The sequence below is a fragment of the Agrobacterium sp. 5Ca50 genome (assembly GCF_055381905.1).
In genome coordinates this window covers 2,422,925-2,449,191 of record NZ_AP026438.1, presented here as the reverse complement: position 1 = coordinate 2,449,191, position 26,267 = coordinate 2,422,925, and the positions used below count along the sequence as shown (strand labels likewise).

The window sequence follows — 26,267 nt, the reverse complement described above, 5'->3', positions numbered from 1 at the left end:
CCTTTGTGGCACTCGGGGGCTGTGCTATAGACCGATTTGACCAACATACACGCACTCGCGTGATGCGCGCATTTCGGGGGCGCGACACATCACCGGAGCTTGCAGTCGGAAAATGGCCCACTCCATGGGTATCGGTTTCGCCTTCACCGGAAAGCTTTGCCCGGTATACCCGACCTTATATTCCCTAAGATCAAACTGGCCCTCTTTGTTCACGGTTGCTTTTGGCACCAACATTGAGGCTGCGCAAAATCAAAAAGGCCGACAAAGTACGAAGCTTTTTGGAACAAAAGCTATCGGCCAACATCGCGCGGAATGGCAGGATACAGTCGGAATTAGCACCGCCGGATGGCGTGTACACAAAATCTGGGAATGTGAAACGAAAGATAAATCTAAACTCGGTATAACTCTTCAGGACGCAATTTCATCCATTGCCGACTATTGATGAAAACCTAATTATTGAGTGAACAGAATGTCTTGGCCGATTTCTAATCATGGCTCCACGGATGTGGATCTCATCATTCCCAATGTCACCGCACCCGCTTATCTTTGGGCTATGCTCAGCGCCGAGGGTGAGATATTTCGTGGCAGTGAAAACGCAGGTGTAAGACGGCACCTTGCCACCGCTATCGAGCGGTTTGCCTCTCGTGTCACCGGTGGCCAGGCACCCAGAGAAGACATCAGTGATCAGCGCCTGCGAACTTGGAAATCCGAGTTTGAAGAAATGGGTCTTTTAACTGTTCACGATGACATCATCGCCAAAACGCGATTTGGCCGGGCGGTGATCGAAGGTGTAGAAAATGTTGCTGTCGCTATTGAGGGCGCCAACAGACGCATAGCGTTGCTTGGTGCTCAAGTTGCCAATCGAGTTCTTCTAGCCAAGCCCGGAGCTAAATCGAGTAGCAACACGGTGCCAGATGACGCAGATCTTCTTCCTCTACGTGCCATATGGCGGGCATTTAGGGAGCTAGATAACAAGCTGCACTGGCAGGACATAAATAGGGTACTGGGGCACATTCACTATGCATCAGATCTAGATGCTGGGATAGGAAAGATCCGAGCTTTCAGAGCAACCATCGGAGACCGATATCCCTTAGATGAACTGGGATTAGCAAAACTCGGAGATGTACCGCTCACCGACGACCCCCGGCACATTACGCCTTGGTTTAACCGAGCCGGCATCGGAGGCATGCTAATCCCTTCAGAGTCGGACGCGAACGGGTTTCGCCGGCTCGAACCTAATGCAGCTACCATATTTGACGCTCTTCTTGGTGAACCCGAGCCTGAACCGAACGATGCCGCCCGCACAAATCGACAAGATTACGTGCGTTATCTCATGGCACCTGTCGAAATTGCTTCGCGGTCGCCTGTCAGCACCAGCGATCAACGACTGATCGATAACGTTACTCAAGCCGTAAACAGTGTCGGGGATCGCCGTATAATCGTCCTCTCGGGTCTCCCCGGAACTGGAAAATCACGGCTTGCGCGCAAGGTTGCCGATCAACTTACAGACGGTGACAACGCGCGCCTTAAGGAAATTCAGTTCCATGAAAACACGACCTACGCCGATTTTATGGAAGGATTCGTGCCCAAGAGCGATGGTAATGGATTCGAGAGGCGTGATAAAATTTTCCGCGTAATAAATCAAAGAGCGTTAGATAATCCTCATGACAAGCACGTTCTTCTTATTGAGGAGCTTACGCGCGCAAATGTTCATGCTGTGATCGGTGAACTTCTAACATTTGTGGAGCACCGATCGCGCAATTTTACTCTCTCGTTGTCGCAGCAAGATATCACGATTGCTCCTAATCTCGTTATCCTTGCTACGATGAATCCGAGGGATAAGTCGGCATTGTCGCTCGATGATGCGATATCCCGGAGGTTACACCGGGTAGACGTAAAGCCGTCCGTAGAAGGTCTTCGCTCAATGCTGGCTGAAAGCCTTGATGCCGGTGTGCTGGAAAGGCTATGCGACTGGTACAGCAGCTTCCAAAACCTACTTCCTTTCGGGCATGGGGTTTTTGCAGGTGCAACAGATGACAAAATACTTACGGAGATTTGGCGAGGTACAGTCATTCCGATGCTGTCTGATCCTCGTGGGCTCTTGCGCGAGGCTTATCGTCCAGCGTGCGAGAATTTTCCCTTCCTGAATGAAACAAACAGCCAGTCAGCCGTGTAATGATGTTGCGTATATCACTTCGCGAGAGAGGAAGTCCGTCAGTAATTCCGCTGGCGGATTGGAGCCCAAACGAACTCGAGACGCCGCTTCGGGAGCTTGAAGAGCTTGGTATCGTCCGCCTTGCGTACACAAGTGCTGGAGTAATTATCACACCTAGTTCATTTGTCGGGCGCCTTTCACTGCCGAATTATGAAGTTAATATAGCTCCCAAATCGCCCGAAATGCTCTCTGTTATGCGAAAGCTCGCATATATTGGGAACAGAAGAACGGCCACGGCGTACATCCAGGAAGTAATACCTTCAACCGAAGGGCCCGATGGGTTAGTTCCTGCTTTTATAAGGAAGCTGAATGAAGCAATCCGAAATGGTCTACCATGGCGATACCTTAGTAGGCTCAAAATTACATCCTTTCCCAATGGCTGCATCGATTTCGGCGAGACAATCGCAAACTTAGCAATCAAGGGCATCAACCATCAAGTCGCGGTGAGGCACAGTGAGCGCATTCATCACGTCGAGTATTCGCGCATCATCCTCACGGCACACGAGTACATAACGCGCCATCCTTTGATTACCTTGCAACAGCTAGGTGAAACCGAAGTTTTGCTCGGCGCTTTAGATCAGCACGCAATCTATGAGGATGTTGACGAGGCAATTGAAGTAGCAACTAATCTCCTTGTCGAGGCTGTCGAGAATGAATGGGATCCCTCCCATCTTGATCTTCTGAAGCAATGCATCGCAGTATTGTCACAGATGTCGGCGTCTGGCGGCACCGTCTCTCTCAAAGCAGCTGGCACTGCACATTTCCAAAATCTTGAGACTGTTTGGGAAGGATGCGTTTTCCACCTGCTCGATAATTGGTCAGCTGCCTTCTCACCTATTGAGGTCGAACTTCATGGATTATCGGGTACAGGCACCAAATTGTTTGGTGACGGCGGCCCTGTGCTGGATCCGGACGTTGTGCTGCGACTAGGGTCCAAAGTTAAAGCTGTCGTCGACGCAAAATACAAATTGTTGCTGAAGGATTCCCCTCCAGCGGCAGACATATACCAAATCACAGCTTATATACGTCGCACGCAGGCTTTGTTCGGGGCGCTTGTATACTACTCAGAAACCATAGACAGAGCCCATTTGGTGGGAACGACGCAAGACGGCGCACCAATCATCTGCATTGCGCTTACAGCCGCGTCGCTCGAAAGAGATGGCTCACAAGCACTAAGCAACCTTCTTAGCGAAGTTCCGTTGCTCAGCGAGGATTTGAATAATCGAATGAGCAACAGTTTGCGCTAGCGCAGGGCAAACTGCATTTCCAATTTGACGAGCTACATCCTTCTTAGGACCAAAAAACACGAATTCGTCGGGGAATGATTGCAACCGTGCGCCCTCTCTATTTGTTATATTCCGGTTTTGGTCAGGGTGGCCAAAGCGCCCTCTAGTGAAGTTATCAAACATCGCCGTGATTGTTCCCGAGGGACGATCCCACCTAAGTCGACCAAAAACGTCCAAATGCCGATGTCCATTTGAATTGCGATGACAAGGCAGTTGCAGGTGCGACGGAATGTCTAACCGACCGCCGCCTTCGGGCACGTAACTGAGCCGTTCCAAATTTTTAGGCGAGATTGCTGCTCGCTGATGATTAGCAAAAAGTGGATGCTCGCTATTGTCCTCCGGCGGCGGCGGAAGATCACCAATCGCATCTCTAACAGTCTTTACTACCAAATGATTCGGAGCGGGGAATCTAAACGCAGCCCCAACGTCACTTCTGACCGCTATAATAAACGCCCTGCGGCGACTTTGCGGAACGCCGAATAGCGAAGCATCAAGAATGGTTGATGATGTTGAGTATCCGCTGGCTTCAAACAGGGAAAAGAGTTCTTTAATGTGCTCTTTACCACGTGAACCTAAAACGGTCGGAACATTTTCCATGACGATTACCTTCGGCCGAAGGTGAGTGGCAAACTCCCCAAATCTCAGCACGAGGTCATTTCGTGAATCGGAGGCATTGCCTCGTCTCTGTACCGAGAATCCCTGACAAGGCGGACCGCCAGCTACTATATCTATTTCGGCTGCAAGTGGTCGTATCACTGCATCCAGATTTGGCGCACTGATTGACGCTAGGTCGAGCTTGTGTACGTGATTGCCGAGGTTATGCCGATAGGTATTGCAGGCGTGTTGATCCCAATCAGCTGCGAACACAGGCTCGCAACCGGCTTGCTTAAATCCCAGAGACATCCCTCCAGCGCCGCAGAATAAATCAACGAGGCTGTATGCCATTAGGCTGCCACCACTTGTTTCTCGGCAAGTCTGATCTGTCGTTTTCTTCCAGCCAGCCCGGATGAAATTGATTTCATTATTGGGGCTTGGACATCATCGGAGAAATCGGTCTTATGGGCGTTACCAAACCATGAACTGTCGATGTGGATGGCCAAATTTTCCGCGAACATCGGAGCTACGGCGTTACCAATCTGCTTATATTTGTCGTCAAATGGGCCTTCAAATTGGTATTCCGTCGGAAAGCCTTGCAACAGTGCTGCCTCTCGCACCGAGAGACCGCGGTTCTGTTCAGGGTGCGTGAATCTGCCGCATGACGGCGTCCTGCATCGGGCAGTAATTGCGACGGCCGGTCTATCCCACCATAGGCGTCCATAAACATCGCGAAAACCGTCAACTCTTGTGTGGCAATCAGGACCAACTCCCGCTGGGAGAGCACTACGACTTCCGCCATCCTTAGGGATTAGGCTCAATAGGTTTACGGTTTCAGGTCGGTGCTTTGAGGTCACATGCATCGGATCATTGAAGCAGGTTTCGCCGGGAGCAAGCGACGGCAAATGAGATATCGCATCGCGCACGGTACGAAACGCGCTAGGCTCGCGTGTAGGCAACGGCATTTCAACCTTTAGACTATCTCGCGAGGCCATAACCAGCGCGCGATACCTCTCTTGCGGGACATCGTAAGACGCAAGATTCAGTATTCTAGATCGGACGATATAGTCCTCCTGTTCAACCCGGTTCTTGAAAGCCTCATAATAGTGCCAATGCTTTTGCTGAAGAAGCTCTGGCACATTCTCCATCAGCACCAGCTCTGGTTGCAGCATTGCAACAATCTCCGCGAAGGCAGAAATCAGTTCGTTTCGGTCATCTGACCGCGGATCCTTCTTGCGATGCGAACTAAAGCCTTGGCAGGGCGCACATCCTATAAGGATCAGCGGCTTTCGTGAACTATAACCCCACTCCTTTAAAGCAGCATCAAGCTTTGGGCGTTCGACTAAGGATCGAACATCCATGTCGAGCGCGGGCTTCCTCATCATGCGGCGGTACGTATTATTGGCGTGCTTGTCGATATCAAGACCGCCGAGGACGTCGTAGCAGATAGAATTGGTTTTCGCTTTTTGAAAGCCGTATGACATCCCTCCGCATCCGCTGAAGAGATCGATGACCTGCACTTCCATCTTCTGAAATTTTTCAAATGAGCTATTCATTGAGCACCTGGAGCTGAGAAAAAGAATGAGCGAGCTAGACCTTCAGGTTATCATCAAGCCATTTTTGGTCATTTAAATTACGAGACCCAAAGCCTTGCTCATCCAAGTGATCTCGAATGAGACGGGCGACCAAGGTGCTTTTCTTGAAGCCTTTTTCGATGCAGTAGGCACAAAACCGCGCGTCCTCTTCGACCGAGAGCAGGACGGATATTTTTTGTTGTTGCCTCATACAGACCACTCCGTGATTCGGGCGTATGGGCAACATTGCACTTTCGCTGCAGTATTCGCAAGAGTGCGCACTTTTGCGCACACGGCCAGACAGATCATGACGATATTAGAATGGGCTCGTGAAGCGTGGCGCGCCAATAAATTACTAGCGCAGTCTTAACACAGTATCGGTGAGAAATAAGTAAAAACAAGTGCTTAATACCATAGTCTTCCAATTCCGATTCCAAAGGTCACAGGTTCGAATCCTGTCGGGTGCGCCATAATCTTCAAAAATAATGATTTTATGTTTTCACGTGCAGACGTGACGATCGCCGTTGCCCGCCATGTAGAATGCAGATGTCCGAACAGGACTTCAGCCCAGCGTGCCGCTCTGCTCGCCTGTCAGATAATAATAGAAAAAGGCGGCGGCGAAAAAGGCCACAACAGCCAAAATGACGAGCAAACGTTTTTGCCACGGCGGGGTTTGCCGCGGTGGTTTTGGTTGAGGGCGACGCTCGAATTTTAAAACGTTTTCTGACATGGCATTTGCATAGAACAAAACTGTGCTGTTGCCAATCATCGCAAATGCAAACCAGTGCGTGTGGGTTAATTTCCACAAACTGCGATGCGCGTGACCTTAGGCACGGTTTGCCATTCCGCGCATATATGTTTGCCCTGCTGGGTTCTGTGATGTGTTTTTTGGCAGGTTGGGGCAGGCCGCTCTAAACTGTGCGTTACCTGTCAAAAGGCTCATTTATGGGAGCCAAATGGTGCCGGCTTTTGGGCGTCCGCCACCATTAATGTGCAATGGTTTCAATGTGCGTTTTGGCGCACCCTGCCAAGGGATCAACGACCCCAAACAGCATGGCTGATCTGCTCACGACGCAGGCCGATATCGTTCAACGAACGTTCGTCCATCTGGTTCAGTTCGCGAACTGCGCGACGCTTTGCTGTGTAACTTCTTACGATTTCGCCGAATTTCATGTCCATCTCCTTTGTTTGGTATGACTAAATATAGGACATTTCTCGCCTAAAAATAATGCATAAGTATAATTGGCAGGCATGCGTTTTTTGCATCCCATGCCGCTTTACGATGCTGGGTTGCAAGACTGCCTGTATTTTGATCGAAATTGCCGCTGAAACTGTGTGGCCTGAAACCTGGAGGTGGCTTTGGCTTACGTCTTGAGGAATTCTAGCATGCCTTTGGCTGCCGCTTTGCCTGTCGCAAGGCATGCGGTCAGCAGATAGCCGCCTGTTGGCGCTTCCCAGTCCAGCATTTCACCAGCTGCAAAAATGCCCTGCAACGGGCGCAGCATGTAATTTTCATCCAGTTGCGACCATTCAATGCCGCCAGCGACCGATATTGCCTCGGCAATTGGTCTGGTCGTGGCTACCGGAAGTGCAAGCCCTTTGATCTTTGCTGCGACAGCGGCAGGGTCCAGCTGGCTGATCTCAGGTGTGAGTTCACGCAACAGGGCAATCTTGACGTCGCTAAGACCAGTCTTTTTGCGCAGTCTGTTGGTAAGGCTGTCTTTCGAGTTGGCTTTGGCGAGGTCGCTGGCCAGCTTTTCTTCCGTCTTGCCCGGCGCAAGATCGAGAAACAGGGTTGCCTTGCCTGTGTCCAGCAGCGCGTCACGCAACACGGCGGAGTGGGCGTAGATCAGGCTGCCTTCGACGCCATGTTTGCTGATGACAAATTCACCCTGAAAGCTGCCAGCCGCTGAACTTGTCACCACGGATTTGATTGCGGCACCGGCAAAACGGCTGCGGAAGACATCGCTCCACGGAAGATCAAAACCACAATTGGCTGGTTTGAAGTCGGCAATGCCAATCCCTTTGTCTCTCAAGGTCGGCACCCAGGCGGCGTCGGATCCAAGCCGGGGCCAACTTGCGCCGCCAAGTGAAAGCAATGTGGCGTCTAAGCGGACGTCGATTGTTCCAGTTGGGGTCTCAAAGGTCAGCAGGTCGCCGTTAAAACCAGTCCAGCGGTGGCGGGTATGAAGTTTGACGCCCTGTTGTTCGAGGCGATGCAGCCATGCGCGCAACAGAGGCGAGGCTTTCATGACCTCGGGAAACACCCGGCCGGAGGTTCCCACAAAGGTTTGCTGGCCGAGTTCTGCCATCCAGTCACGCACATCGGATGGTCCAAAGTCATCAAGTGCCGGTTGCAGGTGTTGTTTGGCTGCGCCGAAACGCTCAATGAACGCGAGGTAGAGCTCGGAATGGGTGATATTCAAACCGGACTTTCCGGCCATCAACAGCTTGCGTGCCACGGTGGGCATGGCTTCATAGATGCTGACATCATGACCCCCGGCAGACAAAATATCAGCGGCCATCAGGCCGGATGGTCCGCCGCCAATGATTGCCACATGCTTTTTTGCCATTCGGAATGCCATCCTGCTTTTACCAATGCTGAAGTTAGAGCGTTGTTATCGCAAGTCGGCCGGGTTTTGCACGGCCGCAGCACTTATTTTTGGAAATTGATAGCGGGGCGTCGATTCGACGTTCTGACAGGGAACTTATGGCGGTGCAAACCGCCATAAGAGCGTTCTGGTACGTAAGGCAGGGATTTGCAGTTAAAGTTTGCCAACCCCGGCATTCGCCCTGACATAATCAGGTACGTTTTTCGCGGGAATCGGAAGCTTGCCATAGAGAGTTGGTTTCCAGCCCACATCTGGTGAAATCGGCTTTTTCGGATCAGCATTCAGTACTGTCGCAAAGTCTGCGGCCTCACCATTCACCAGCGAGCCGGAGTCAAAGAACCTCGTTCCGCCTTGAATGTTGCCCGCATTGCCAATGTTGCCGTTCCTGATCTCAAAGAAGTTGTTTTCCGAATAAATGGCGGAGCCTTTGCCGATACCAAAAGCGCTGCGGAAAATAGGGATGTCCTTTGACTGGCTGATGCCGCGTTCATGATTTTCAAGGACGCTCAAATTTGCGTCAGGCGCACCGGATGCATCGCCGGAGAAGTAGTTGTTGTAGCTATGCACCTTGCCAAAGCGCACGCGCGGCATGCGCTGTCCTGCGTTTTCAAACCAGTTGCCCCTAAACGTAACGTTCAGTTTGCCCTCGTCTGAGGTCAGGCTGTCGCTACCGCCGATCAGTGATGTCTTGTCGTGATTTTGAAAGTGATTATAGCTCAGAGTTACGAGGTCGGCGCCGTTGGTAATGTCCACTTGGCCATCGTGGTGCTGCACTTTTTGCTCGACCTGATTGTGTGGGAAGGGGAATACTGGCGGGAACAGCTTGTCCGGCCGCTCACCATCGGTGAAGGTGTTGTGATCCAGCCAGACCCTTTTGCCGCCATTGATTGAGATGCTGTCATATTCGGAGTTCCAGCGGCCGCCGGGGCATTTTTGCGGGCCGGTATCAGCATCGACATAAATCTCGTCGCAACCGGGGTAATTCTTGTTCAGCGACCAGGAATCACCCGGATCCCAGGCCGGGAAATAATCGAAGGCATCTTCAAATGTGATGTTGCGGATAATGACGTTTTCGGTGCCGTTGCCGATAAACAGATTACCCTTGATGATTTTGGCATCATTTCCAAGGCCGATGATCGTGGTGTTGGAGGTGATCTGAATAACGATGCGCTTTTTCTGATTGTCGGCAGACCGTTGCCGTGCTTCTTCCTGTGGGCCAGTCAAGTCACGTTCCGGGCGTTTTTTGTCCGTCAATCTCACGTTCCAGACTGCGGGCGCGTAAGCCTTTTTATAGGCCTCAAAGTCATAGGCGGGATCGGCGTAGTCTTTCTGGGTCAACTCCTTATTGTCATCGTCGACCGACAGATTGATAGTGCCTTCTACCTTGATGATCTTGGGCAAATCAGGTTTTCCGCCTGCCTGGAGTGCGTCCAGCAATTCGTTGCGGTTTGACACGGTGTAGATGTTGGACGGGTCGGCCTTCGAGCCACCATCCGTGCCTGCAGCCCAGCCATCATTCGCGCCAATTGCCTGCCGGGCAATTTCTTCGTGTGCCTGTGCGGCGAGAATTGGCACGATCATGCAGGACAGGACTGTCCCTGCCACGAGAAACGCGGCTTTGCGGAATGTGGTTGTCATCACTGTCTCCTCCTCGAAACGTAGAATCAACTCCCCCCGCTAGAATGGTAGACATTACTGCGAATTTAGTACAATCAATAATTGAATATATAATTTTTGGTTGCATATAATATTGGCTGAATCTGTTTTCCAGCTCTATGCATTAAAGAGCTGCTCTCCAGCAGCCGATGCTAAACAGCGATGTAAAGGGTATTGTGTAGAGCGACTTATGCCGAAGTTGATTTACGGGCTTTTAGAATAGCAACCTGATGCAGCGTATTGCGTCTGCTCATTTCCAGATGTGTCTTGAGCGCCTGCACGATCTTATCCCTGTCCCCAGCTTTGATAGCATCGAGGATGGACTGATGTTCGGCGACCGAACGGCTGTAATCTCCCGGCAGTGAAACGAACACCGTGTGGGTTTGCGCAACAATGCGGGCATGGGTTTCTGAGATGATCGGCATCTGCGCGGCATCCACCAACAAGCTGTGAAAGGCCCGGTCGTGCTGCAGGGCTTTCGACAGGTCGTCGAGGGAATGGTGGGTTGCGAAGTATTTATGCTGCGCAAGTGTTTCTGCGAGTTTCTTCTGTAAGGTCAGATCGAAACGACCTGCGTCAAATGCTGCCTCCACCGCGCCCTTTTCGATGAGGATACGCGCGGCATAAAGCGCTTCGACATCGGTTTCACCGAAACTGCGGACAACCATTCCCCGCCGGCTTGAGGTGGTGACAAGGCCGTCTGCTTCCAGACGAAGACATGCCTCCTTGATGGGGGTGGGGCTGATGCCGAGATCGACAGCAAGTTCGTTGGGCAAAAGGCGGAAACCTTCCGGCAATCGCCCCTGAATGATGCGGTTGCGCAACTCCTGATAGGCCTGTTCGGCCAGCGTGGTCTTAATCATCGTCATGGCGTTATTTTCTGTCAGATCCATCACGAGTGCAATTAAAAACAAAAAATAAAAAATTTTTTATTTTCTAACGTATGGTTCTGCGTTAGATGTTGATCAAAGAAGGAGAGGAGGCCTTCGTTTTAGCCAGATTTTTCCTGCAGCCCCAGTTTGCCTGCACTCTTGCGGCGGCAGCACAGCTGCCCCCACTCATGACATTCCAGTTCACGATCCCCCACGTTTTCCAGCGTTCACGGATCGACCAGGAGCAAAACAGATGAAAATTGCCTCAGTTCACCCCTTTATTCTCCACCTGCCACTGACTTCGGATTCCATTTCAGATTCAACGCACAACATCACCCATTGGGGTGTGGTTGGTACCAAGATCGTCACCGATGATGGTCTGGAAGGCTATGGTTTTACCGGTACGCACTCACATCTTGCATCAGACCGGTTGATCACTTCATGCATTCAAAATTGTTACGCACCGCTGCTGATCGGTGAAGATGCGTCGGATCACTCGCGCCTTTGGACGAAACTGGCGCGCAATCCGGCACTGCAATGGGTCGGCCGCGCCGGCATCACCCATCTGGCGCTTGCGGCTGTTGATGTCGCTCTGTGGGATTTGAAGGCCAAGAAGGCAGGCGTACCGCTGTGGAGTTATCTCGGTGGTGCCCGCACCAAAGGTGTCGAGGCTTACAACACTGATATTGGTTGGCTTTCCTTTAGCAAGGACCAATTGCTTGCCGGATCGGCAAAGGCTGTGGAAGAGGATGGTTTCACACGCATCAAGCTCAAGGTTGGGCATGATGACCCCAATGTCGATATTGAGCGCCTGACTGCAGTGCGTAAACGCCTGGGTAGTTCCATTCGCATCGCCATTGATGGTAATGGCAAATGGGATTTGCCCACCTGCCAGCGGTTTTGCGCCTCAGCGCAGGGACTGGATATCTTCTGGTTTGAAGAACCACTCTGGTACGATGATGTCGGCAGCCATGCGACGCTGGCGCGCAACACCACTATCCCTGTCGCACTGGGTGAGCAGCTTTATACGGTTGATGCCTTCCGTTTCTTTATTGAGGCCGGTGCCGTTCAATATGTGCAGCCTGATGTGACACGCCTTGGTGGCATTACCGAATATATTCAGGTGGCCGACCTTGCGCTGGCGCATCGTTTGCCGGTCGTGCCGCATGCCGGCGAAATGAGCCAAGTGCATGTGCACCTCAGCTATTGGCATCCGGCCTCGACCATTCTGGAGTATATTCCATGGATCAAGGACCATTTCGAAGAGCCGATTGCTGTCAAGGATGGTGTCTACGCGCGTCCTGAACGTCCGGGTGCCAGCACCACCATTCTGGCGGAAAGTTTTGCCCGCTATGGCAAAAGCCTGAGCTAAGACCGGCCCTCGATCTCAATTTTGATGTGCCCGATCTCAGCCGATCGGACACATCACATAAAGGTAATCAATGGAAAGTAGAATTTCATGAGTTTTTCATTCATGTAATTCTGGATCGGAGTTGTTCCGGCTGATATACGAGCTTGGAATGGTTCGGGGTCATCCGATATTGATTAGCTGTTTGGTATAAAATGGGCATTCGGGAAGACGACAAGCGTTATGCCGTTTATGTCGCGCATCGCCTTGATCTTATTAAATATGCCACACCCATTCTTGGCTCCCGAGAGGAGGCAGAGGATGTTGTGCAGGAAGCCTTTATCAAATTTGTACCGCAGCAGGCCGAAGCGCCGAGTGCCCTCAAGGCCTATCTCTTCCGTGTTGTTCGCAACCTTGCACTCGACGTCCGCAAACGTCGTCGCTACGACCTTCGGGAAAGACCGGATGACACGCCGTTCTGGGGCCTGCCGCAGGACCATGGATCACCCGAAGACCATGCTTTGTTTTGCGATCAAGTTCGTCAGGTCAGCGAAATCCTCAACGAGATGCCGGCGGACACGCGCCTCGCGTTGGAAATGCACCGTTTTGGCGGCTATCGCATGGAGGATATTGCGGTGCATTTGGGTGTCTCGGTTGCCACCGCACACCGTCTGGTCAAGACCGGGCTTGCGGAGTTTGTCAGGAAAATGAAATGAACGTCCAAAAAAAAGACGTTTCCATGAAAAAAATATTGCGTTCAATCGTCTCTTTAGAAGGAGAGCATAAAACCGTTATTTTTACTCATGAGAGAACACAGGCAGCACGTCGATGAACGATCCCGCGAAACCAGACGCAGGCGAATTGGATGTTTTTGACGAAGCCGCTGACTGGTTCTTACGTCTTGAGGAAAATTCGGATGATGTAGATCTGCTGAAGGAATTCAGCAACTGGCTGGAACTAAGTCCGGACCACCGTCAGGCATGGGAAAAGACCTGTCGTGGCTGGAGTGTTTTCGGGGCGGTTGAACCGGCTATGCGCTCCCAGTGGGAGAATGCGGGTCAGGCCACACCACAACGTCGTGCAATGCGGCGGTTCTCTATGCCGAGACGAACCTTTTCCCGGTTCGCGCTGGGTGGGGCAACGCTTGCGGTGCTCTGTCTTGTCGTCATGTCCATTCCGGACATGGCCGTTCGTCTGGAAGCTGATTATCGCACCAGCAATGGTGAAAGTCTCACCGTGACATTGGCGGATGGCAGTACGGCTCTGCTTGCACCCAAAAGTGCGCTTGCGGTCAATTATCATCAAGGCCAGCGTGATGTCGCCGTGCTTGCCGGTGAGGTATTCTTTGATGTGATCAAGGATGAGGCGCGACCGTTCGTGGTCGATGTACGCGATGTCAAAGTGGAGGTTCTGGGAACCGCTTTTGATGTTGGCATGTCTGACAAGGCGACCAGCGTTGCCCTCGCGCGTGGCTCGGTGAAGGCCAGTCTCCGTGACGATCCATCCGCAACACAAGTATTGGTGCCGGGTGAACGGGTGACTGTTGACGGTGCAACAAAACGCATGAGCAAACAGGCGGTTTCTGTCGATGAGATTGGTGCCTGGCGTCGTGGCGAACTCTATGTCGTGGACGAGACAATCGCCGAAGTCGTCGAAAAGATTGGCCGTTATCACTCCGCCTGGATCAGCGTGCCGGATAGGTCGCTAGCCAATAGCAAGGTGACCGGTTTTTACAATCTCAACGAGCCGGATCAGGCGCTTGAGGCTTTGGTCACGCCCTATGGCGGAAAAATCCGCTCGATATCGGGATCAGTCCGGATCGTGTCGCGCTTTTAAGTCTCACTTGGCGTAAAAATTTCCATTACTTTCCAGTTGGTTACAGACAAAATTCGTTTTGGTTGAAAAAAATTCCGAGAGCAATCGTCTTTTTGTTGAATGTGAAATTCAACATTTGCCACTGTAGGCAAAGAAGACGGGCAGGGTAATGAGTTCTTCCAATAAACAAAGTGCAAAGCAGTCTGGCGTGGGGCAGACGGGCAAGCGCGCACTTCTTATGGCCAGCACGGCCATGGCAATTTTTTACGGGGTATCAGCGGCGCATGCGCAGTCATCCGGTGGGGCAACACCGGCAACGAATGCAGCTCAGGCTGAACGTCGTGCTTTCAATATCCCAGCGCAATTGCTGTCGGCTGCGGTTGGCGCATTTGGTCGCCAGTCCGGCCTGCAGGTGACGCTTGCCTCTCCGGCCTCCGGAAGCGTGCGTACCAACGCGGTTACCGGCAGCCTGACCGTTCAGGAAGCTTTGACGCAACTGCTCGGTGGCACGGGTATTACATTCAGGTTTGCGGGCAATGGCCGGTCGGTGGTTATCGGTGCAGATCAGGCCGCTGCCGATGTGCCGTCAGCGGATGGTTCCACGATGCTTGAAACCATTACGATCACCGGTAAATCGGGCAGAAACGCTGCATCAGGCGCCGGGTATCAGGGAACACCCGACTGGGTGTACGAAACACCGGCCAGTGTCAGTGTTGTCAGCCGCGAGGCCATTCAGTCTGACCTGGGTGCACGTGATGTGCGCGATCTCTTCGACAATGTCGCGGGGACCTACGTCAACAACTCCGTTGCCAACTCTCCAGCAGTGTCGCCCAATGTTCGCGGTGTGCAGGACATGGGTCGAGTGGTGCTTTCCGTTGATGGTGCGCGCCAGAACGCTAATCGTACGATTTCAGCAGGTGGCGACAGCTACATTGGCAGTTCTGGTAAGGGCTATGTTGAAACGTCCTTCATTCGTGCCGTTGAGGTTGAACGGTTAACGGGCGCCAAATCGGGCCTTGCAGGTTCACTGGCGGGCGCGGTGACATTCCGCACGGTTGGCGCAGACGATATCATCTCGGATGGAAAAGACTGGGGTGTCGAGATCGATACGACTGTTGGCACCAACAATCAGCATTTCAACGGTTCCATACTGGCGTCGAAGCGTATGGGAGATTCCCCATTCTCGATCACTGGCGGCTTCGCGCGCCAGAAGCTTGGCAATTACAAGATTGGCAGCCACGGGGATATTGAGTGGGATGGGGATGAAGACGGTGAAGTTACCTTCATGCAACGAGACAATATGTCGTCGCTGTTGAAACTGGAAGGTGATTTCGGAGACGTGACGACCGGCGTAGCATGGACCCATCAGAAGAAGGATTTTGCATGGTTCATGGGTGGGCTCAGCGATGAAGAGGCCACAGTTAATACTGTAACCGCCAATCTTGACTGGAACCCCGTCGATAATGACCTGATCGATTTCCGTTCAACATTTTGGCTGAACGACACGATGGAAGAGACGCTTCGCCACACCCGGGGCGGTGCTGCAGGTTATCCTGACACACTGATCAGCGCTGATTTCATGAGCTTTGGTATCAATATCGACAATACCAGCCGTTTTGAAACTGCTGTCGGTCCGGCGACACTGAATTATGGCGTCGAAGCATTCCGTGATCACGGAAATTCCAGTGCGTCCAGTACATCAATTGATGTGTGGCCGGAATTGGCATCGAACTTTACTTCGTTCAGTCCGGCCGGTCGTCGCGATATGGCAAGTCTCTTTGTCAACGGAGACATTGAGCCAACCGATTGGGTCAAACTATCGGCAGGCTTACGATATGACTGGTATCGGCTCAAGGGTTCGCCGAAATACTACGACTACAGAGATCGTGTAAATTACATCGCATCCGCCGTCACAACTGAGTATGATTACGTCGCGACATATGATCCGGCACGATTTGCCAGCGCTAACGCCGTTCTGAGAAATATCTGGTCGACCCGTCAGGGTGAAATCTATAACGGCCAGTTTTACAGAGCTGGCACAACCATTGCTGCCTTAAGCACGCCGGCCGGTTATCCCGAAAACACCGTGAATATCGATCGTTCCGGCGGCGCATTGTTGCCGTCCTTCACTGTCGAGTTTACGCCGGTTGAGTGGTTGCGACCATATGTTAGCTATTCGAAGAGCTACCGGCCACCGACTGTAACGGAGGCGTTCTTTGCTGGAGACTTGCCGAAAGACGTATCTCCGCTGTCTGTTTATGCACCGAACGAAAGTCTCCGGCCTGAAACAGCAGAAACCTGGGAAATTGGTGCCAACATCAACTTTGACGGTGTCTTTACAGAGGATGACACGCTCCGTCTGAAGGTGTCCGCTTTCAATCGCAAAATCGATGATCTTATTGTGATTGGTTATTTCTATCCATATGCAGGATCTCGACAACTCCAGAGTTATGTCAATACAACTGATGCCACCCGGATGCGCGGAGTCGAGCTTGAGGGCAACTATGACACCGGTCGCTCTTGGGTCGGTGGCTCTGCGACCTGGTTGGACGCAGAATGGGCGCAAAAGGTGCCAAGCACCTGGTACGGTCAAACCGTCTCCTCAGACAATGTTCAGATGTATTCGAGCGTGGGTGTGCCGCCAAAACTCAAGGCTACTCTTGATGCCGGTGTGCGTTTCCTCGATAACAAGCTGGCAATTGGTGGTCGCGTAACCCATTCGACGCCGACATTATCGCAGGTGAAAACCTTTAATCCGGATGGCGGTTACACATCCAACAAATACACAAAACTCGATCTCTACGGTTCCTACCAGTTCAACGATCGCACCACGTTGCGACTGAGCATCGATAACGTAACCGATATCAACCACGTTCCTGCCGGAAGCCGTTACCCCTCTCCAGGGCGGACCTTCTTCGCCAGTCTGAATGTGAGATTGTGACGAATTTTCGAGCCGGTGGCAGGCTCGAATGCAAGTTCCCCTGACCGGGCGGCAACCCGGCCAAGGGAGTAACCGTCCTGATTGTTGGATCAGGCTAAACCTTAGCAACCAAGCAAAGGAAATTTATCATGGCTACCACTATTTCACTAACGTCTGCATCTTCGGATTTCAAATCCTATCTGGAGAATTGGAGCAACACGACTTACAGCTCCACTTACGGTGCATTCTACGGTAGCGGCCCAGGCCTGCAGACAGATCCTGCAGTTATCGGTGCAAATCCGTCCTGGGATTACACGCAGTGGGGCAACGGCAACACAAGCGGCGGTAATGGTGTGCTCGTCGGTGGTGCTTTCGAGTACTCCTTCGGTAACCTGACCGGTACTGTCAGCTCGCTGGATTTCGGCACCGGCTACGGTGAATCCTCTTCTGGCATCACTCTGTCGAATGTCGCGCTCTCGATCGATCTCGATCCGTCCTTTAACTACAACGGCACGGGCCTTGATGCGTTTGACTACGCAATCTACGGCATCACCCGTGGTAACACGCTGAGCTACCTCTACTCCTACCTGGGTGCCACCGGCACGGTAATTGAAGACACCGCAAGTGACGACATTCTCGTCGGCTTCAGCGGCGCGGACACCTTTGTGTTCTCCGGCGGCAACGATGTTGTCACCAATGATGGCCCTGCTGGTACATCCGGTTACCAGGACGGCGTTGACAAGCTCGACATCTCTGCTTGGGGCGCTGTCAACTTCGGCGATCTGACGATCTTCGATGACGCTGGAGATGCTTACGTTGCCTACGGCTCCGACTCCATCCAGCTCGTCGGCGTGAACTCCAGCGTTCTGGACGCATCTGACTTCGTCTTCGCAAGTGCAACGGCTCTGGCCGCCTAAGGGAAGACAACGCTGTGGGCTTTCAAAACCAGCAGCGAACACCGCCGCAGTCTCTGGCTGCGGCGGTCGTTTCGCCCCTCAAGCGCGCCTTCAGCGGTGTTGCGCTCGTCAGCGGCGTGGTCAACATTCTGGCTTTGACCTCACCGATCTTCATGCTTCAGGTCTATGACCGGGTGCTGGCCAGCGGTAGCGTGCCAACCCTTGTCGGGCTGGCCCTGATTGCCGTCGGGCTTTATGCCTTCCAGTGCATGCTTGATATCATCCGGTCGCGCGTGCTGATCCGCGTCGGTGAACATTTCGACATGCAATATTCCGGTCAGGTGCACGATGCCGTGGTGCGTCTGCCGCTTGTCGCCCGGACCTCTGGTGATGGTTTGCAGCCGCTACGTGATCTCGACAATGTCAGGACTTTCGTGTCCGGCACCGGACCGACAGCGTTTTTTGATCTGCCGTGGATGCCGCTTTATCTCGGCATATGTTTTCTTTTCCATTTCTGGATCGGCGTGACGGCGTTGAGCGGCGCTATCGTGCTGGTGGCATTGACCGTCCTCACCAATATCTATTCGCAAAAACCCATTCGCGACACCATCACCGAAAACATGGCGCGCAATCGACTGCTGGAGGCTTCGCGCCGTAATGCCGAAGTTGTACAGGCCATGGGGCTGGCCGGGCGGCTTGGCAGGCGCTGGCAGGTGTCTAACGAGGGTTATCTTGCTGCCAATCGCAAGGCTGGTGATGTGGCCGGCAGCCTTGGCAATATCGCCAAATCGCTGCGCATGGTGTTGCAGTCTGCCATTCTGGCGGTCGGTGCCTGGCTGGTGATTGAGCAGGAAGCCTCTGGTGGTATCATGATCGCCAGCTCGATCATGATGGGCCGCGCTTTGGCACCTGTTGATCTCGCCATTTCCAACTGGAAATCATTCGTGGCAGCACGGCAAAGCTGGGCGCGTCTGCACACACTTTTCACCCAGGTGCCATCGACCGATACATCAATGGCTTTGCCGCGTCCGGTCAAGGATTTGCGCGTCGAGAATGTCACCATTGTACCGCCCGGCGAAAAACGACCAACGGTAGCCGGGGTTGGTTTTGCTGTCGCTGCGGGTCAGGCGCTCGGCATTATTGGGCCGTCTGGTTCCGGAAAATCCACACTCTCCCGTATTCTGACCGGTGCCTGGACTCCGGCCGGCGGTAAGGTGCGGATCGATGGTGCCAGCTTTGATCAGTGGGATCGTGAGGCGCTCGGTCGTCACATCGGTTATCTGCCGCAGGGCGTTGAGCTTTTTGACGGCACGATCGCCGAAAACATCTCCCGCTTCGAGGACAATGCCGATCCGGATGCCATTATTGCGGCGGCCAAGGCCGCTGGTGCGCATGAACTGATCCTGCGGTTTGAAAAGGGTTACGACAGCAATATTGGGGAGGCCGGTTCGTCGCTGTCCGCCGGTCAGCGTCAGCGGATCGGTCTGGCGCGTGCGCTTTACGGCGAGCCTTTCCTCGTCGTTCTGGATGAACCGAATGCCAATCTCGATGCCGAAGGTGAGGCTGCTGTGGTGCGTGCCATGGCGTCGGTGCGGGATCGCAAAGGCATTGTTGTTGTTATTGCTCACCGCCCCAGTGCCATCGGTATCGTCGATTTTGTGCTGATGATGGAAGATGGGCGAATGAAGGCTTTTGGACCGCGTGACGAGGTTCTGTCGAAAGTGCTGCGTACACCGCCTACACCACAACAGCCGGCCGGTGGCTACACCGCTTCTGCCCATTCGGTAACACCACTGCGGGTGGTTGCCAATGCACAGGCCGCACGGCTTGAAAATGCAAGTGAACCGGATGACCGGAAGGAAGACCCTGATGTCAAACATTGACCAGCGCACTTACGTTTCAGGTTCCATTCGTAAACATCTGGTCATGGCTCTGGTGGTCAGTGTGGCTCTGCTGGGCGGTGTCGGTGGCTGGGCAGCAACTACAAATCTGGCAGGCGCCATTGTTGCATCAGGCCATCTGGTGGTGGATTCCTATGTGAAGAAAGTCCAGCATCCAACCGGCGGTGTGGTGGGTGAAATTCTGGTCAGCGAAGGAGATGAGGTCAAGGCCGGTGATATCGTCATGCGGCTGGATGCGACCCAGACAAAGGCTAATCTTGCCATTGTGACCAAGCGGCTGGATGAGCTGATGGCGCGGTTTGTGCGGCTGGAAGCGGAGCGAGATGGTTTGCCAGAGCTGGTTTTTCCGGTTGCGCTTCAATCGCGGCAGAACGATGCCGATGTTGCTGCCGCCATGCGCAGCGAAACCAAGCTCTTTGAATTCCGCAAATCCTTCCGCGAAGGCCGAAAAGCGCAGTTGGCCGAACGCATCACCCAGTTCGAACATGAAATCGAGGGGTTGAAGGCGCAGGAGATGGCCTACGAGAAGGGCCTTCAGGTGCTGGAAGCGGAAATCGTTTCGCAGACATCACTGCGTGAGCAGGGCATCGTGTCCGTCCAGCGCCTGAATAGTTTGCAGACGCAGGCCGCCACATTTGGTGGCGAGCGTGGTGAAAAGATTGCCTATCAGGCACAGACGGCAGGCCGTATCACCGAAACCAAGTTGCAGATTTTGCAGATCGATCAGGAACTACGCACCGAAGTTGGGCGTGAGTTGCGCGAAATTCAGGCCCAGATGGGGGAATATGTCGAACGCAAGGTTGCCGCTGAAGATGAGTTGAAGCGTATCGATATCGTTGCGCCACAATCCGGGGTCGTGCACCAAATGGCGGTTCATACGGTGGGCGGTGTGGTCACGCCTGCAGATCCGATCATGCTTGTTGTACCGGAAGGGGATGATCTTGCGCTGGAGGTGCAAATTGCGCCGAAGGACATCGATCAACTGCAGCTGGGGCAAAAAGCCGTTTTGAGGATGTCTGCCTTCAACCAGCGTGTAACACCGGAGCTTGAAGGGCATATCAGCCGTATCGCAGCTGACCTCACCACAGACCAGCGGACCGGATTTTCCTATTATGTGGCCCGTATCGCGGTATCCTCAGGGGAGCGCAGTAAACTCGAAAACGCCACCCTGGTGCCCGGCATGCCAGCAGAAGCCTTCATCAAGACCAGCGAACGCACGGCACTTTCCTATTTGATGAAACCTTTGTCCGATCAGGTAAACCGCGCATTCCGTGAGGAGTGAGACGTATTGATGATATACAGACGGCCTGCAGACCATTTCAGGTCGTTTTCTGCTTTTATGTTTTTGTTTCAAATGGTTGTCATTTTTCGGGAATTTACATGAAAAACCCTCTTGTACCTCTAGTTGCTATAGGTCTTAAAAAAGGAGCGACTGGAAAATGAGGGTTCATTATGGGCACGTCGCACAACACACGTTTCAAGATTGACGGCATGGACTGCGCGTCCTGCGCATCCAAGATCGATACGGCAGTTCGCCGTATGCCGGGCGTGGAGGATGTTTCCGTTTCTGTGACCGCTGGCACGATGACGGTGATGCATGATGATGTGAGCGATCTGATTGCGATCGGAAAAAAGGTCTCAGGCCTTGGTTATCCGGCAACACGTCTAGCAGGCCGTGATGTAAAGCCGGCGCCCGATCCGCATGTGCACGGTCCCTCATGCTCTCACAATCATGATAATAAGGGCCATGATCATGGCGAGCACGGTCATGGCAACCACGATCACGGGACTGATCACAAACATAACCACGAGCATGACCGTGCGGCGAGTGCAGCGGCCGATGATGGGATTGAAGGGTTGCATGGTCATGACCACGGGGTCAGTGACGGGCCATGGTGGCGCAGCCGCAAGGGCCGTTTGACGATCATGGCCGGACTGGCACTTGTGCTGGCTTACGGCATCGGCCACCTGTTCCCGGCAATCCAGCTTTACGCCTTTACGGCAGCGATGCTGGTTGGCCTGTTTCCCATTGCGCGCCGCGCCATCATGGCGGCCTTGGCGGGAACGCCATTTTCCATTGAAATGCTGATGACCATTGCCGCAGTCTGCGCGCTGATCATCAACGCTACGGAAGAGGCGGCTGCGGTTGTTTTCCTGTTTCTGGTTGGCGAACTGCTGGAAGGTGTGGCGGCTGGAAAGGCGCGTGCCAGCATCAAGTCGCTTTCTGCTTTGGTGCCCAAAACCGCCTTGTTGGAAGAAAACGGCAAAACCCGCGAAGTGCCGGCCGAAAGCCTGGCTGTAGGTTCGGTTATTCTGGTTCGTCCCGGTGACCGCATTTCGGCAGATGGCACTGTTGTTTCGGGTGAAAGCGCCATTGATGAAGCACCGGTAACAGGGGAAAGTGTTCCCGTTCGCAAGTCTGTCGGTGACGCAGTCTTTGCAGGCACGGTCAATGGTGACGCAGCTTTGCGGGTGCGAGTGACGGCGGCTGCACAGGATAATACCATTGCCCGTGTGGTCCGGCTGGTGGAAGAGGCACAGGAAAGCAAGGCGCCGACCGAACGTTTCATCGACCGTTTTTCCAAATATTACACCCCCGGTGTCGTGGTCGTTGCGGCGCTGGTTGCCGTTCTGCCGCCGCTGCTGCTCGGGGCGGACTGGAGCGAGTGGGTCTACAAGGGTCTTGCCATTCTGCTGATCGGTTGCCCCTGTGCGCTGGTTATTTCAACACCCGCCGCTATTGCCGCCTCGCTGTCGTCAGGTGCGCGACGTGGCCTGTTGATGAAGGGTGGCGCAGTGCTTGAAGGGCTTGGCAAGCTGACGGCGGTTGCATTGGACAAGACAGGCACTCTGACCGAAGGCAAGCCGAAGGTCACCGATGTGCTGGCCTTTGAGAAAACGGCGGTCGAAACGCTACGTCTCGCCGCTGCCCTCGAAACCGGATCAAGCCATCCGCTGGCGCTTGCCATTCTGACCAAGGCGGAAGAAGACGGCGTTGAAATTCCGCCTGTTGACGATGCAAAGGCACTGGGTGGCAAGGGTGTTGCTGCGAGGTTCGAAGGGACCGACGTCTTCCTTGGGTCGCCCAATGCTGCGGCTGAGCGTGTTACGATCTCGCAGGAACGGCTGGATGCGATTGCCGCGCTGAACGATCAGGGCAAGACGGTGTCGCTGTTGATTGCCGGTGACGTGTTGTGCGGCGCCATTGCCATGCGTGATGAACCCCGTGCCGATGCGGTCGCTGGTTTGAAGGCTTTGACGGATAGTGGCATCAAGGTTGTGATGCTGACGGGCGATAACAAACGCACCGCGACTGCCATCGGCGCGCAGCTTGGCATTGATGTGCGTGCCGAACTGTTGCCGCAGGACAAGCAGCGTATTGTCGGTGAACTGCAGAAAGAAGGTTACATCGTTGGCAAAGTTGGAGACGGCATCAATGATGCACCGGCTCTTGCGGCTGCCAATGTCGGCATTGCCATGGGTGGCGGAACGGATGTTGCGCTGGAAACGGCAGATGCAGCAATTCTTCACAGCCGAGTTGGGGATGTTGCCCAAATGGTGTCGTTGTCTCAGCGTACCATGCGCAACATCTTCCAGAATATCACCATGTCTCTTGGCTTGAAGGCGGTGTTTCTGGTCACCACAATTGCTGGAATTACTGGCCTTTGGCCTGCAATTTTGGCGGATACGGGGGCAACGGTGCTGGTTACGCTCAATGCGCTGCGGTTGCTAAAAATCCCCAAGTAATGCCCTGGCGGGTCTGACAGACTGCTTCCGGTGATCAACACATTGTGTCCGTATGTTTAACGAATGGGTAATGTGTCCATCGGAAGCTGTGATAAAAGCGGCACTCGAATACGGACTATTATTGCGGAATGTTTTTACCAGAACAAAACCACTGTCTTTCGCTTAAGCGCTCTCTGTTGCCATCTGTTTACAAGCTGGCGGCGGCTGCGCTGGTGGGTATTTCTCTGGCCAGCTGTACGTCTATGGACCTCAGCGCAACGGCCGAGGCACCAAAGCTGTCCAGTAAGGTGAAGGCCGAGATGGCCAGCAAGGGCATGAAACAGGAAAGCCCTGTTCTTGTTCGCATTTTCAAGCAGGAAAGCGAACTGGAAGTCTGGAAGGTTGATAAGTCTGGTGCTTATGCGCTGTTTAAAACCTACCCGATGTGCCGCTGGTCCGGCAAACTTGGGCCGAAGATGAAATCTGGCGACCGTCAAGCGCCTGAAGGTTTTTATCATGTCTCGGCCGGGATGCTGAACCCGAACTCGCAATATTACGTATCGTTCAACCTTGGTTATCCCAACCGTCTTGAATCTGCCCTCGGTTACACCGGAGAGGCATTGATGGTGCATGGTGCGTGCTCATCGTCGGGATGTTACGCCATGACGGACCAGCAGGTTGGTGAAATTTACGCTGTCGTTCAGAAGGCGCTGGAAAGTGGTCAGAGCCGCTTCCAGGTGCAGGCCTATCCTTTCCGGATGACGGCGAAAAATATGGCCCTGCACAAGGACGACGAGAACATGCCGTTCTGGCGCACCTTGAAGGAAGGATATGATTCCTTCGAGCTGACAAAACGCCAGCCGAAGGTGTCGGTCTGCGGTCGCCGTTATGTGTTCAATACAGAATTTTCCGGTGGGGAACCTTCTGATCCCTTGGCCGTTTGTCCTCCTGCCGTAAACCAGCCGGATTCGGCACTCATGGCAAAACTGGATTTGGAAAAGCAGAAAGTGGATCTGGCCATCGCGCAGGCGACGTCGGTTCCGGTGATGGCATATTCCGACGGAGGCATGCATCCGAGCTTCCGCGCAATTCTCGAGAAGAATGGCGCGAAGAAGATGGCGGCCAGCGTATCTAAAACCAAATACCCCGTCAGCCGTCCCGAAGCGGCGCTGGCTGATCCCTTTGCGGGCATAAGAAAATAAACTGAGGACGTCGATTGAAGACCGAGATTATCACAAGACGCATGTTCCTGCTAGGAACGGCCGGAATGGCAACCACCGTATTGGCTGGCTGCACCACGACCTCCAACCAGACCGTTGCGGCACCGGTTGAACCGTCTGTGGATAATTCCATGCTGGCCAGCATGTATGGCCCGATGCCGGAGGAGCAGTTCCCGCTGCCGGCCATTCCTTATCAAAAAATTCCATCGCGTTTCCATCGCCAGATGGTTGCAAATCCTACCAGTGAACGTCCCGGCACAATCATTGTCGATACGAGCAACCACTTCCTTTATCTGACGATGGAAGGTGGTCAGGCCATGCGTTACGGCGTTGGCCTTGGTCGCGCCGGTTTTGAATGGGCGGGCAGGGGTGTTATCCAGTACAAACGCCAATGGCCACGCTGGACACCGCCGGATGAAATGGTGGCGCGCCAACCTGAGTTGCAGCCATACAGCATAGCCAATGGCGGCATGGATCCTGGTTTGAACAACCCGCTTGGTGCACGCGCGCTTTACATTTTCCAGAACAACCAGGATACGCTCTACCGTATCCACGGTTCGCCGGAATGGTGGACGATTGGCAAATCGGTATCGTCTGGCTGCGTGCGCATGCTCAATCAGGATATCATCGATCTCTATAACCGGGTACCGGGCAAGACACCGATCCTGGTTATGAACCTTTCGGCGCCGATGGTTGCCGTTGCTCCGGGTCTCCCGCAGCCGGTTTGATCGTTTTGGTCTGAATTTTCAAAAGCCCACGCTTTGGTGAAACGCGTGGGCTTTTTGTTACTCAGACATCCGGTTTGGTTGCCAGAATGGCGTAACGGTGTTGCAGGCCACGGGCAGTTGCCTTGAAAAATCCGAGGTCTTTGGCCTGCGCCTTATGGATTTTCTTAAGGTTGGCATCGACAGTAAGTGATTGGAAACCCGTGTCTTTCAACAGTGTGGCGACGGCATCTGCGCGTGCCCCATTCGAGAAATAGACGCGGGACAGGATGCTATTGTGGGTGCTGGCACTGTGGCCCGGCGCATGTGGTGTTCCGGGGTTGCTGATGCCGGCTTTTTCCAGAAGCGCGGCAAGCTTCTTGAGCAGCTTTTCGCCAAAACTGATGTTGACGAAATCCCCGTCCACGATCAGCAGTTTTCCACCGGGTTTCAGCACGCGAAACCACTCGGCAAAGCTGGCCTTCGGGTCTACCAGCGTCCACACCAGATGGCGGGTTATGATGACATCATAGGTGCCATCCGGCTCCATGGTGTTTTCCGCGTCTGCCATGCTGAAATGGATTGATCGGCCTCTGGAGATTGCCTTTGAGCGGGCCAGTGACAGCATGGTTTCGGACCAGTCTAGACCGGTGACGGCAAAACCGAGATCATCCATCAGATGGGAGATTACGCCGGTGCCGCAGGCAAGATCCAGTGCAACCCGACCGTTACCCGGACCTAGATGCTTGAGGATCAAAGCGTGCCAGGCGGCGCGCTCCTCATCGGAGAAAATCTCATGACCCGGGGAAAGATCGAAGGTTGCAGCGCGGGATGACCAATAGGCCTTGATTTCATCACGCAGCGCGAAATTATTCCCGTGTCCGTCTATGCTCGACATCGTATCCAACCCTGGCGTTTGTCACTTTGG

22 protein-coding genes are annotated in these 26,267 nt (G+C 53.6%); 13 read left to right on the top strand and 9 right to left on the bottom strand.

The window, feature by feature from the left end; all coding sequences use genetic code 11:
- Positions 1–99 precede the first annotated feature (99 nt).
- The 3 genes from ACZ5FM_RS11900 (at position 100) to ACZ5FM_RS11890 (ending at position 3,462) form a co-directional block, all read left to right on the top strand.
- The gene (locus ACZ5FM_RS11900) at positions 100–237 is read left to right on the top strand and encodes a hypothetical protein (protein ID WP_464038776.1); all 138 of its coding nucleotides are present in this window, start codon (positions 100–102) and stop codon (positions 235–237) included.
- 232 nt (positions 238–469) lie between these two features.
- Entirely contained in the window at positions 470–2,176 is a 1,707-nt protein-coding gene (locus tag ACZ5FM_RS11895) for an AAA family ATPase (protein ID WP_464038775.1), read from the top strand.
- A complete protein-coding gene (locus tag ACZ5FM_RS11890; RefSeq protein WP_464038774.1) occupies positions 2,176–3,462 on the top strand; it encodes a 5-methylcytosine restriction system specificity protein McrC in 1,287 nt (428 codons plus the stop codon). The genes ACZ5FM_RS11895 and ACZ5FM_RS11890 overlap by 1 nt, the downstream gene beginning before the upstream one ends.
- Here the strand turns inward: ACZ5FM_RS11890 and ACZ5FM_RS11885 are convergent.
- From ACZ5FM_RS11885 to ACZ5FM_RS11850, 8 genes are all read right to left on the bottom strand, one after another.
- Complete coding sequence (locus tag ACZ5FM_RS11885) at positions 3,388–4,446, bottom strand: DNA cytosine methyltransferase (RefSeq protein ID WP_464038773.1); 1,059 nt, start codon at positions 4,444–4,446, stop codon at positions 3,388–3,390. The genes ACZ5FM_RS11890 and ACZ5FM_RS11885 overlap by 75 nt on opposite strands.
- Positions 4,446–5,651: a DNA cytosine methyltransferase gene (locus ACZ5FM_RS11880; RefSeq protein ID WP_464038772.1), complete on the bottom strand. Its 1,206-nt coding sequence runs from the start codon at positions 5,649–5,651 to the stop codon at positions 4,446–4,448. The genes ACZ5FM_RS11885 and ACZ5FM_RS11880 overlap by 1 nt, the downstream gene beginning before the upstream one ends.
- A gap of 34 nt (positions 5,652–5,685) precedes the next feature.
- Positions 5,686–5,880 (bottom strand): hypothetical protein, encoded by a 195-nt coding sequence (locus ACZ5FM_RS11875; protein ID WP_464038771.1) that lies wholly within the window; start codon positions 5,878–5,880, stop codon positions 5,686–5,688.
- A 351-nt stretch (positions 5,881–6,231) separates the two neighbouring features.
- Positions 6,232–6,438: a hypothetical protein gene (locus tag ACZ5FM_RS11870; protein WP_259143463.1), complete on the bottom strand. Its 207-nt coding sequence runs from the start codon at positions 6,436–6,438 to the stop codon at positions 6,232–6,234.
- A 266-nt stretch (positions 6,439–6,704) separates the two neighbouring features.
- Positions 6,705–6,842: a DUF1127 domain-containing protein gene (locus ACZ5FM_RS11865; RefSeq protein WP_192488279.1), complete on the bottom strand. Its 138-nt coding sequence runs from the start codon at positions 6,840–6,842 to the stop codon at positions 6,705–6,707.
- 191 nt (positions 6,843–7,033) lie between these two features.
- The gene (locus ACZ5FM_RS11860; RefSeq protein WP_464038770.1) at positions 7,034–8,242 is read right to left on the bottom strand and encodes a TIGR03862 family flavoprotein; all 1,209 of its coding nucleotides are present in this window, start codon (positions 8,240–8,242) and stop codon (positions 7,034–7,036) included.
- Between the two features lie 192 nt (positions 8,243–8,434).
- Positions 8,435–9,919 carry a pectate lyase family protein gene (locus ACZ5FM_RS11855; protein ID WP_464038768.1) on the bottom strand — a complete coding sequence of 495 codons (1,485 nt, stop codon included), beginning with the start codon at positions 9,917–9,919 and terminating at the stop codon, positions 8,435–8,437.
- Positions 9,920–10,125: 206 nt separating this feature from the next.
- Positions 10,126–10,806, bottom strand: a complete 681-nt coding sequence (locus ACZ5FM_RS11850; RefSeq protein ID WP_312945571.1) for a GntR family transcriptional regulator — start codon at positions 10,804–10,806, stop codon at positions 10,126–10,128.
- 256 nt (positions 10,807–11,062) lie between these two features.
- Here ACZ5FM_RS11850 and ACZ5FM_RS11845 point away from each other — a divergent pair, with 256 nt between their 5' ends.
- The 10 genes from ACZ5FM_RS11845 to ACZ5FM_RS11800 all read left to right on the top strand — a co-directional run bounded on the left by ACZ5FM_RS11845 (position 11,063) and on the right by ACZ5FM_RS11800 (position 25,363).
- Positions 11,063–12,181, top strand: coding sequence for a mandelate racemase/muconate lactonizing enzyme family protein (locus ACZ5FM_RS11845; protein ID WP_464038767.1), 1,119 nt, complete (start codon positions 11,063–11,065; stop codon positions 12,179–12,181).
- Between the two features lie 191 nt (positions 12,182–12,372).
- Complete coding sequence (locus tag ACZ5FM_RS11840) at positions 12,373–12,873, top strand: RNA polymerase sigma factor (RefSeq protein ID WP_259143474.1); 501 nt, start codon at positions 12,373–12,375, stop codon at positions 12,871–12,873.
- Positions 12,874–12,985: 112 nt separating this feature from the next.
- On the top strand, positions 12,986–13,993 hold the full coding sequence (locus ACZ5FM_RS11835) for a FecR family protein (RefSeq protein ID WP_464038766.1): 1,008 nt from the start codon (positions 12,986–12,988) through the stop codon (positions 13,991–13,993).
- 148 nt (positions 13,994–14,141) lie between these two features.
- Positions 14,142–16,913, top strand: coding sequence for a TonB-dependent receptor (locus tag ACZ5FM_RS11830; protein ID WP_464038765.1), 2,772 nt, complete (start codon positions 14,142–14,144; stop codon positions 16,911–16,913).
- 128 nt (positions 16,914–17,041) lie between these two features.
- A complete protein-coding gene (locus ACZ5FM_RS11825) occupies positions 17,042–17,809 on the top strand; it encodes a hypothetical protein (RefSeq protein WP_464038764.1) in 768 nt (255 codons plus the stop codon).
- 14 nt (positions 17,810–17,823) lie between these two features.
- On the top strand, positions 17,824–19,671 hold the full coding sequence (locus ACZ5FM_RS11820; RefSeq protein WP_464038763.1) for a type I secretion system permease/ATPase: 1,848 nt from the start codon (positions 17,824–17,826) through the stop codon (positions 19,669–19,671).
- Complete coding sequence (locus tag ACZ5FM_RS11815) at positions 19,658–20,971, top strand: HlyD family type I secretion periplasmic adaptor subunit (protein WP_464038762.1); 1,314 nt, start codon at positions 19,658–19,660, stop codon at positions 20,969–20,971. The genes ACZ5FM_RS11820 and ACZ5FM_RS11815 overlap by 14 nt, the downstream gene beginning before the upstream one ends.
- A gap of 170 nt (positions 20,972–21,141) precedes the next feature.
- Positions 21,142–23,436: a heavy metal translocating P-type ATPase gene (locus ACZ5FM_RS11810; protein WP_464038761.1), complete on the top strand. Its 2,295-nt coding sequence runs from the start codon at positions 21,142–21,144 to the stop codon at positions 23,434–23,436.
- A 176-nt stretch (positions 23,437–23,612) separates the two neighbouring features.
- Positions 23,613–24,617: a L,D-transpeptidase family protein gene (locus ACZ5FM_RS11805; protein ID WP_409515545.1), complete on the top strand. Its 1,005-nt coding sequence runs from the start codon at positions 23,613–23,615 to the stop codon at positions 24,615–24,617.
- Positions 24,618–24,631: 14 nt separating this feature from the next.
- Positions 24,632–25,363, top strand: a complete 732-nt coding sequence (locus tag ACZ5FM_RS11800; protein WP_371815274.1) for a L,D-transpeptidase — start codon at positions 24,632–24,634, stop codon at positions 25,361–25,363.
- A gap of 61 nt (positions 25,364–25,424) precedes the next feature.
- On the opposite strand, the gene ACZ5FM_RS11795 is transcribed toward ACZ5FM_RS11800, so the two are convergent.
- On the bottom strand, positions 25,425–26,237 hold the full coding sequence (locus ACZ5FM_RS11795) for a class I SAM-dependent methyltransferase (RefSeq protein WP_464038760.1): 813 nt from the start codon (positions 26,235–26,237) through the stop codon (positions 25,425–25,427).
- Between the last annotated feature and the right edge of the window lie 30 nt (positions 26,238–26,267).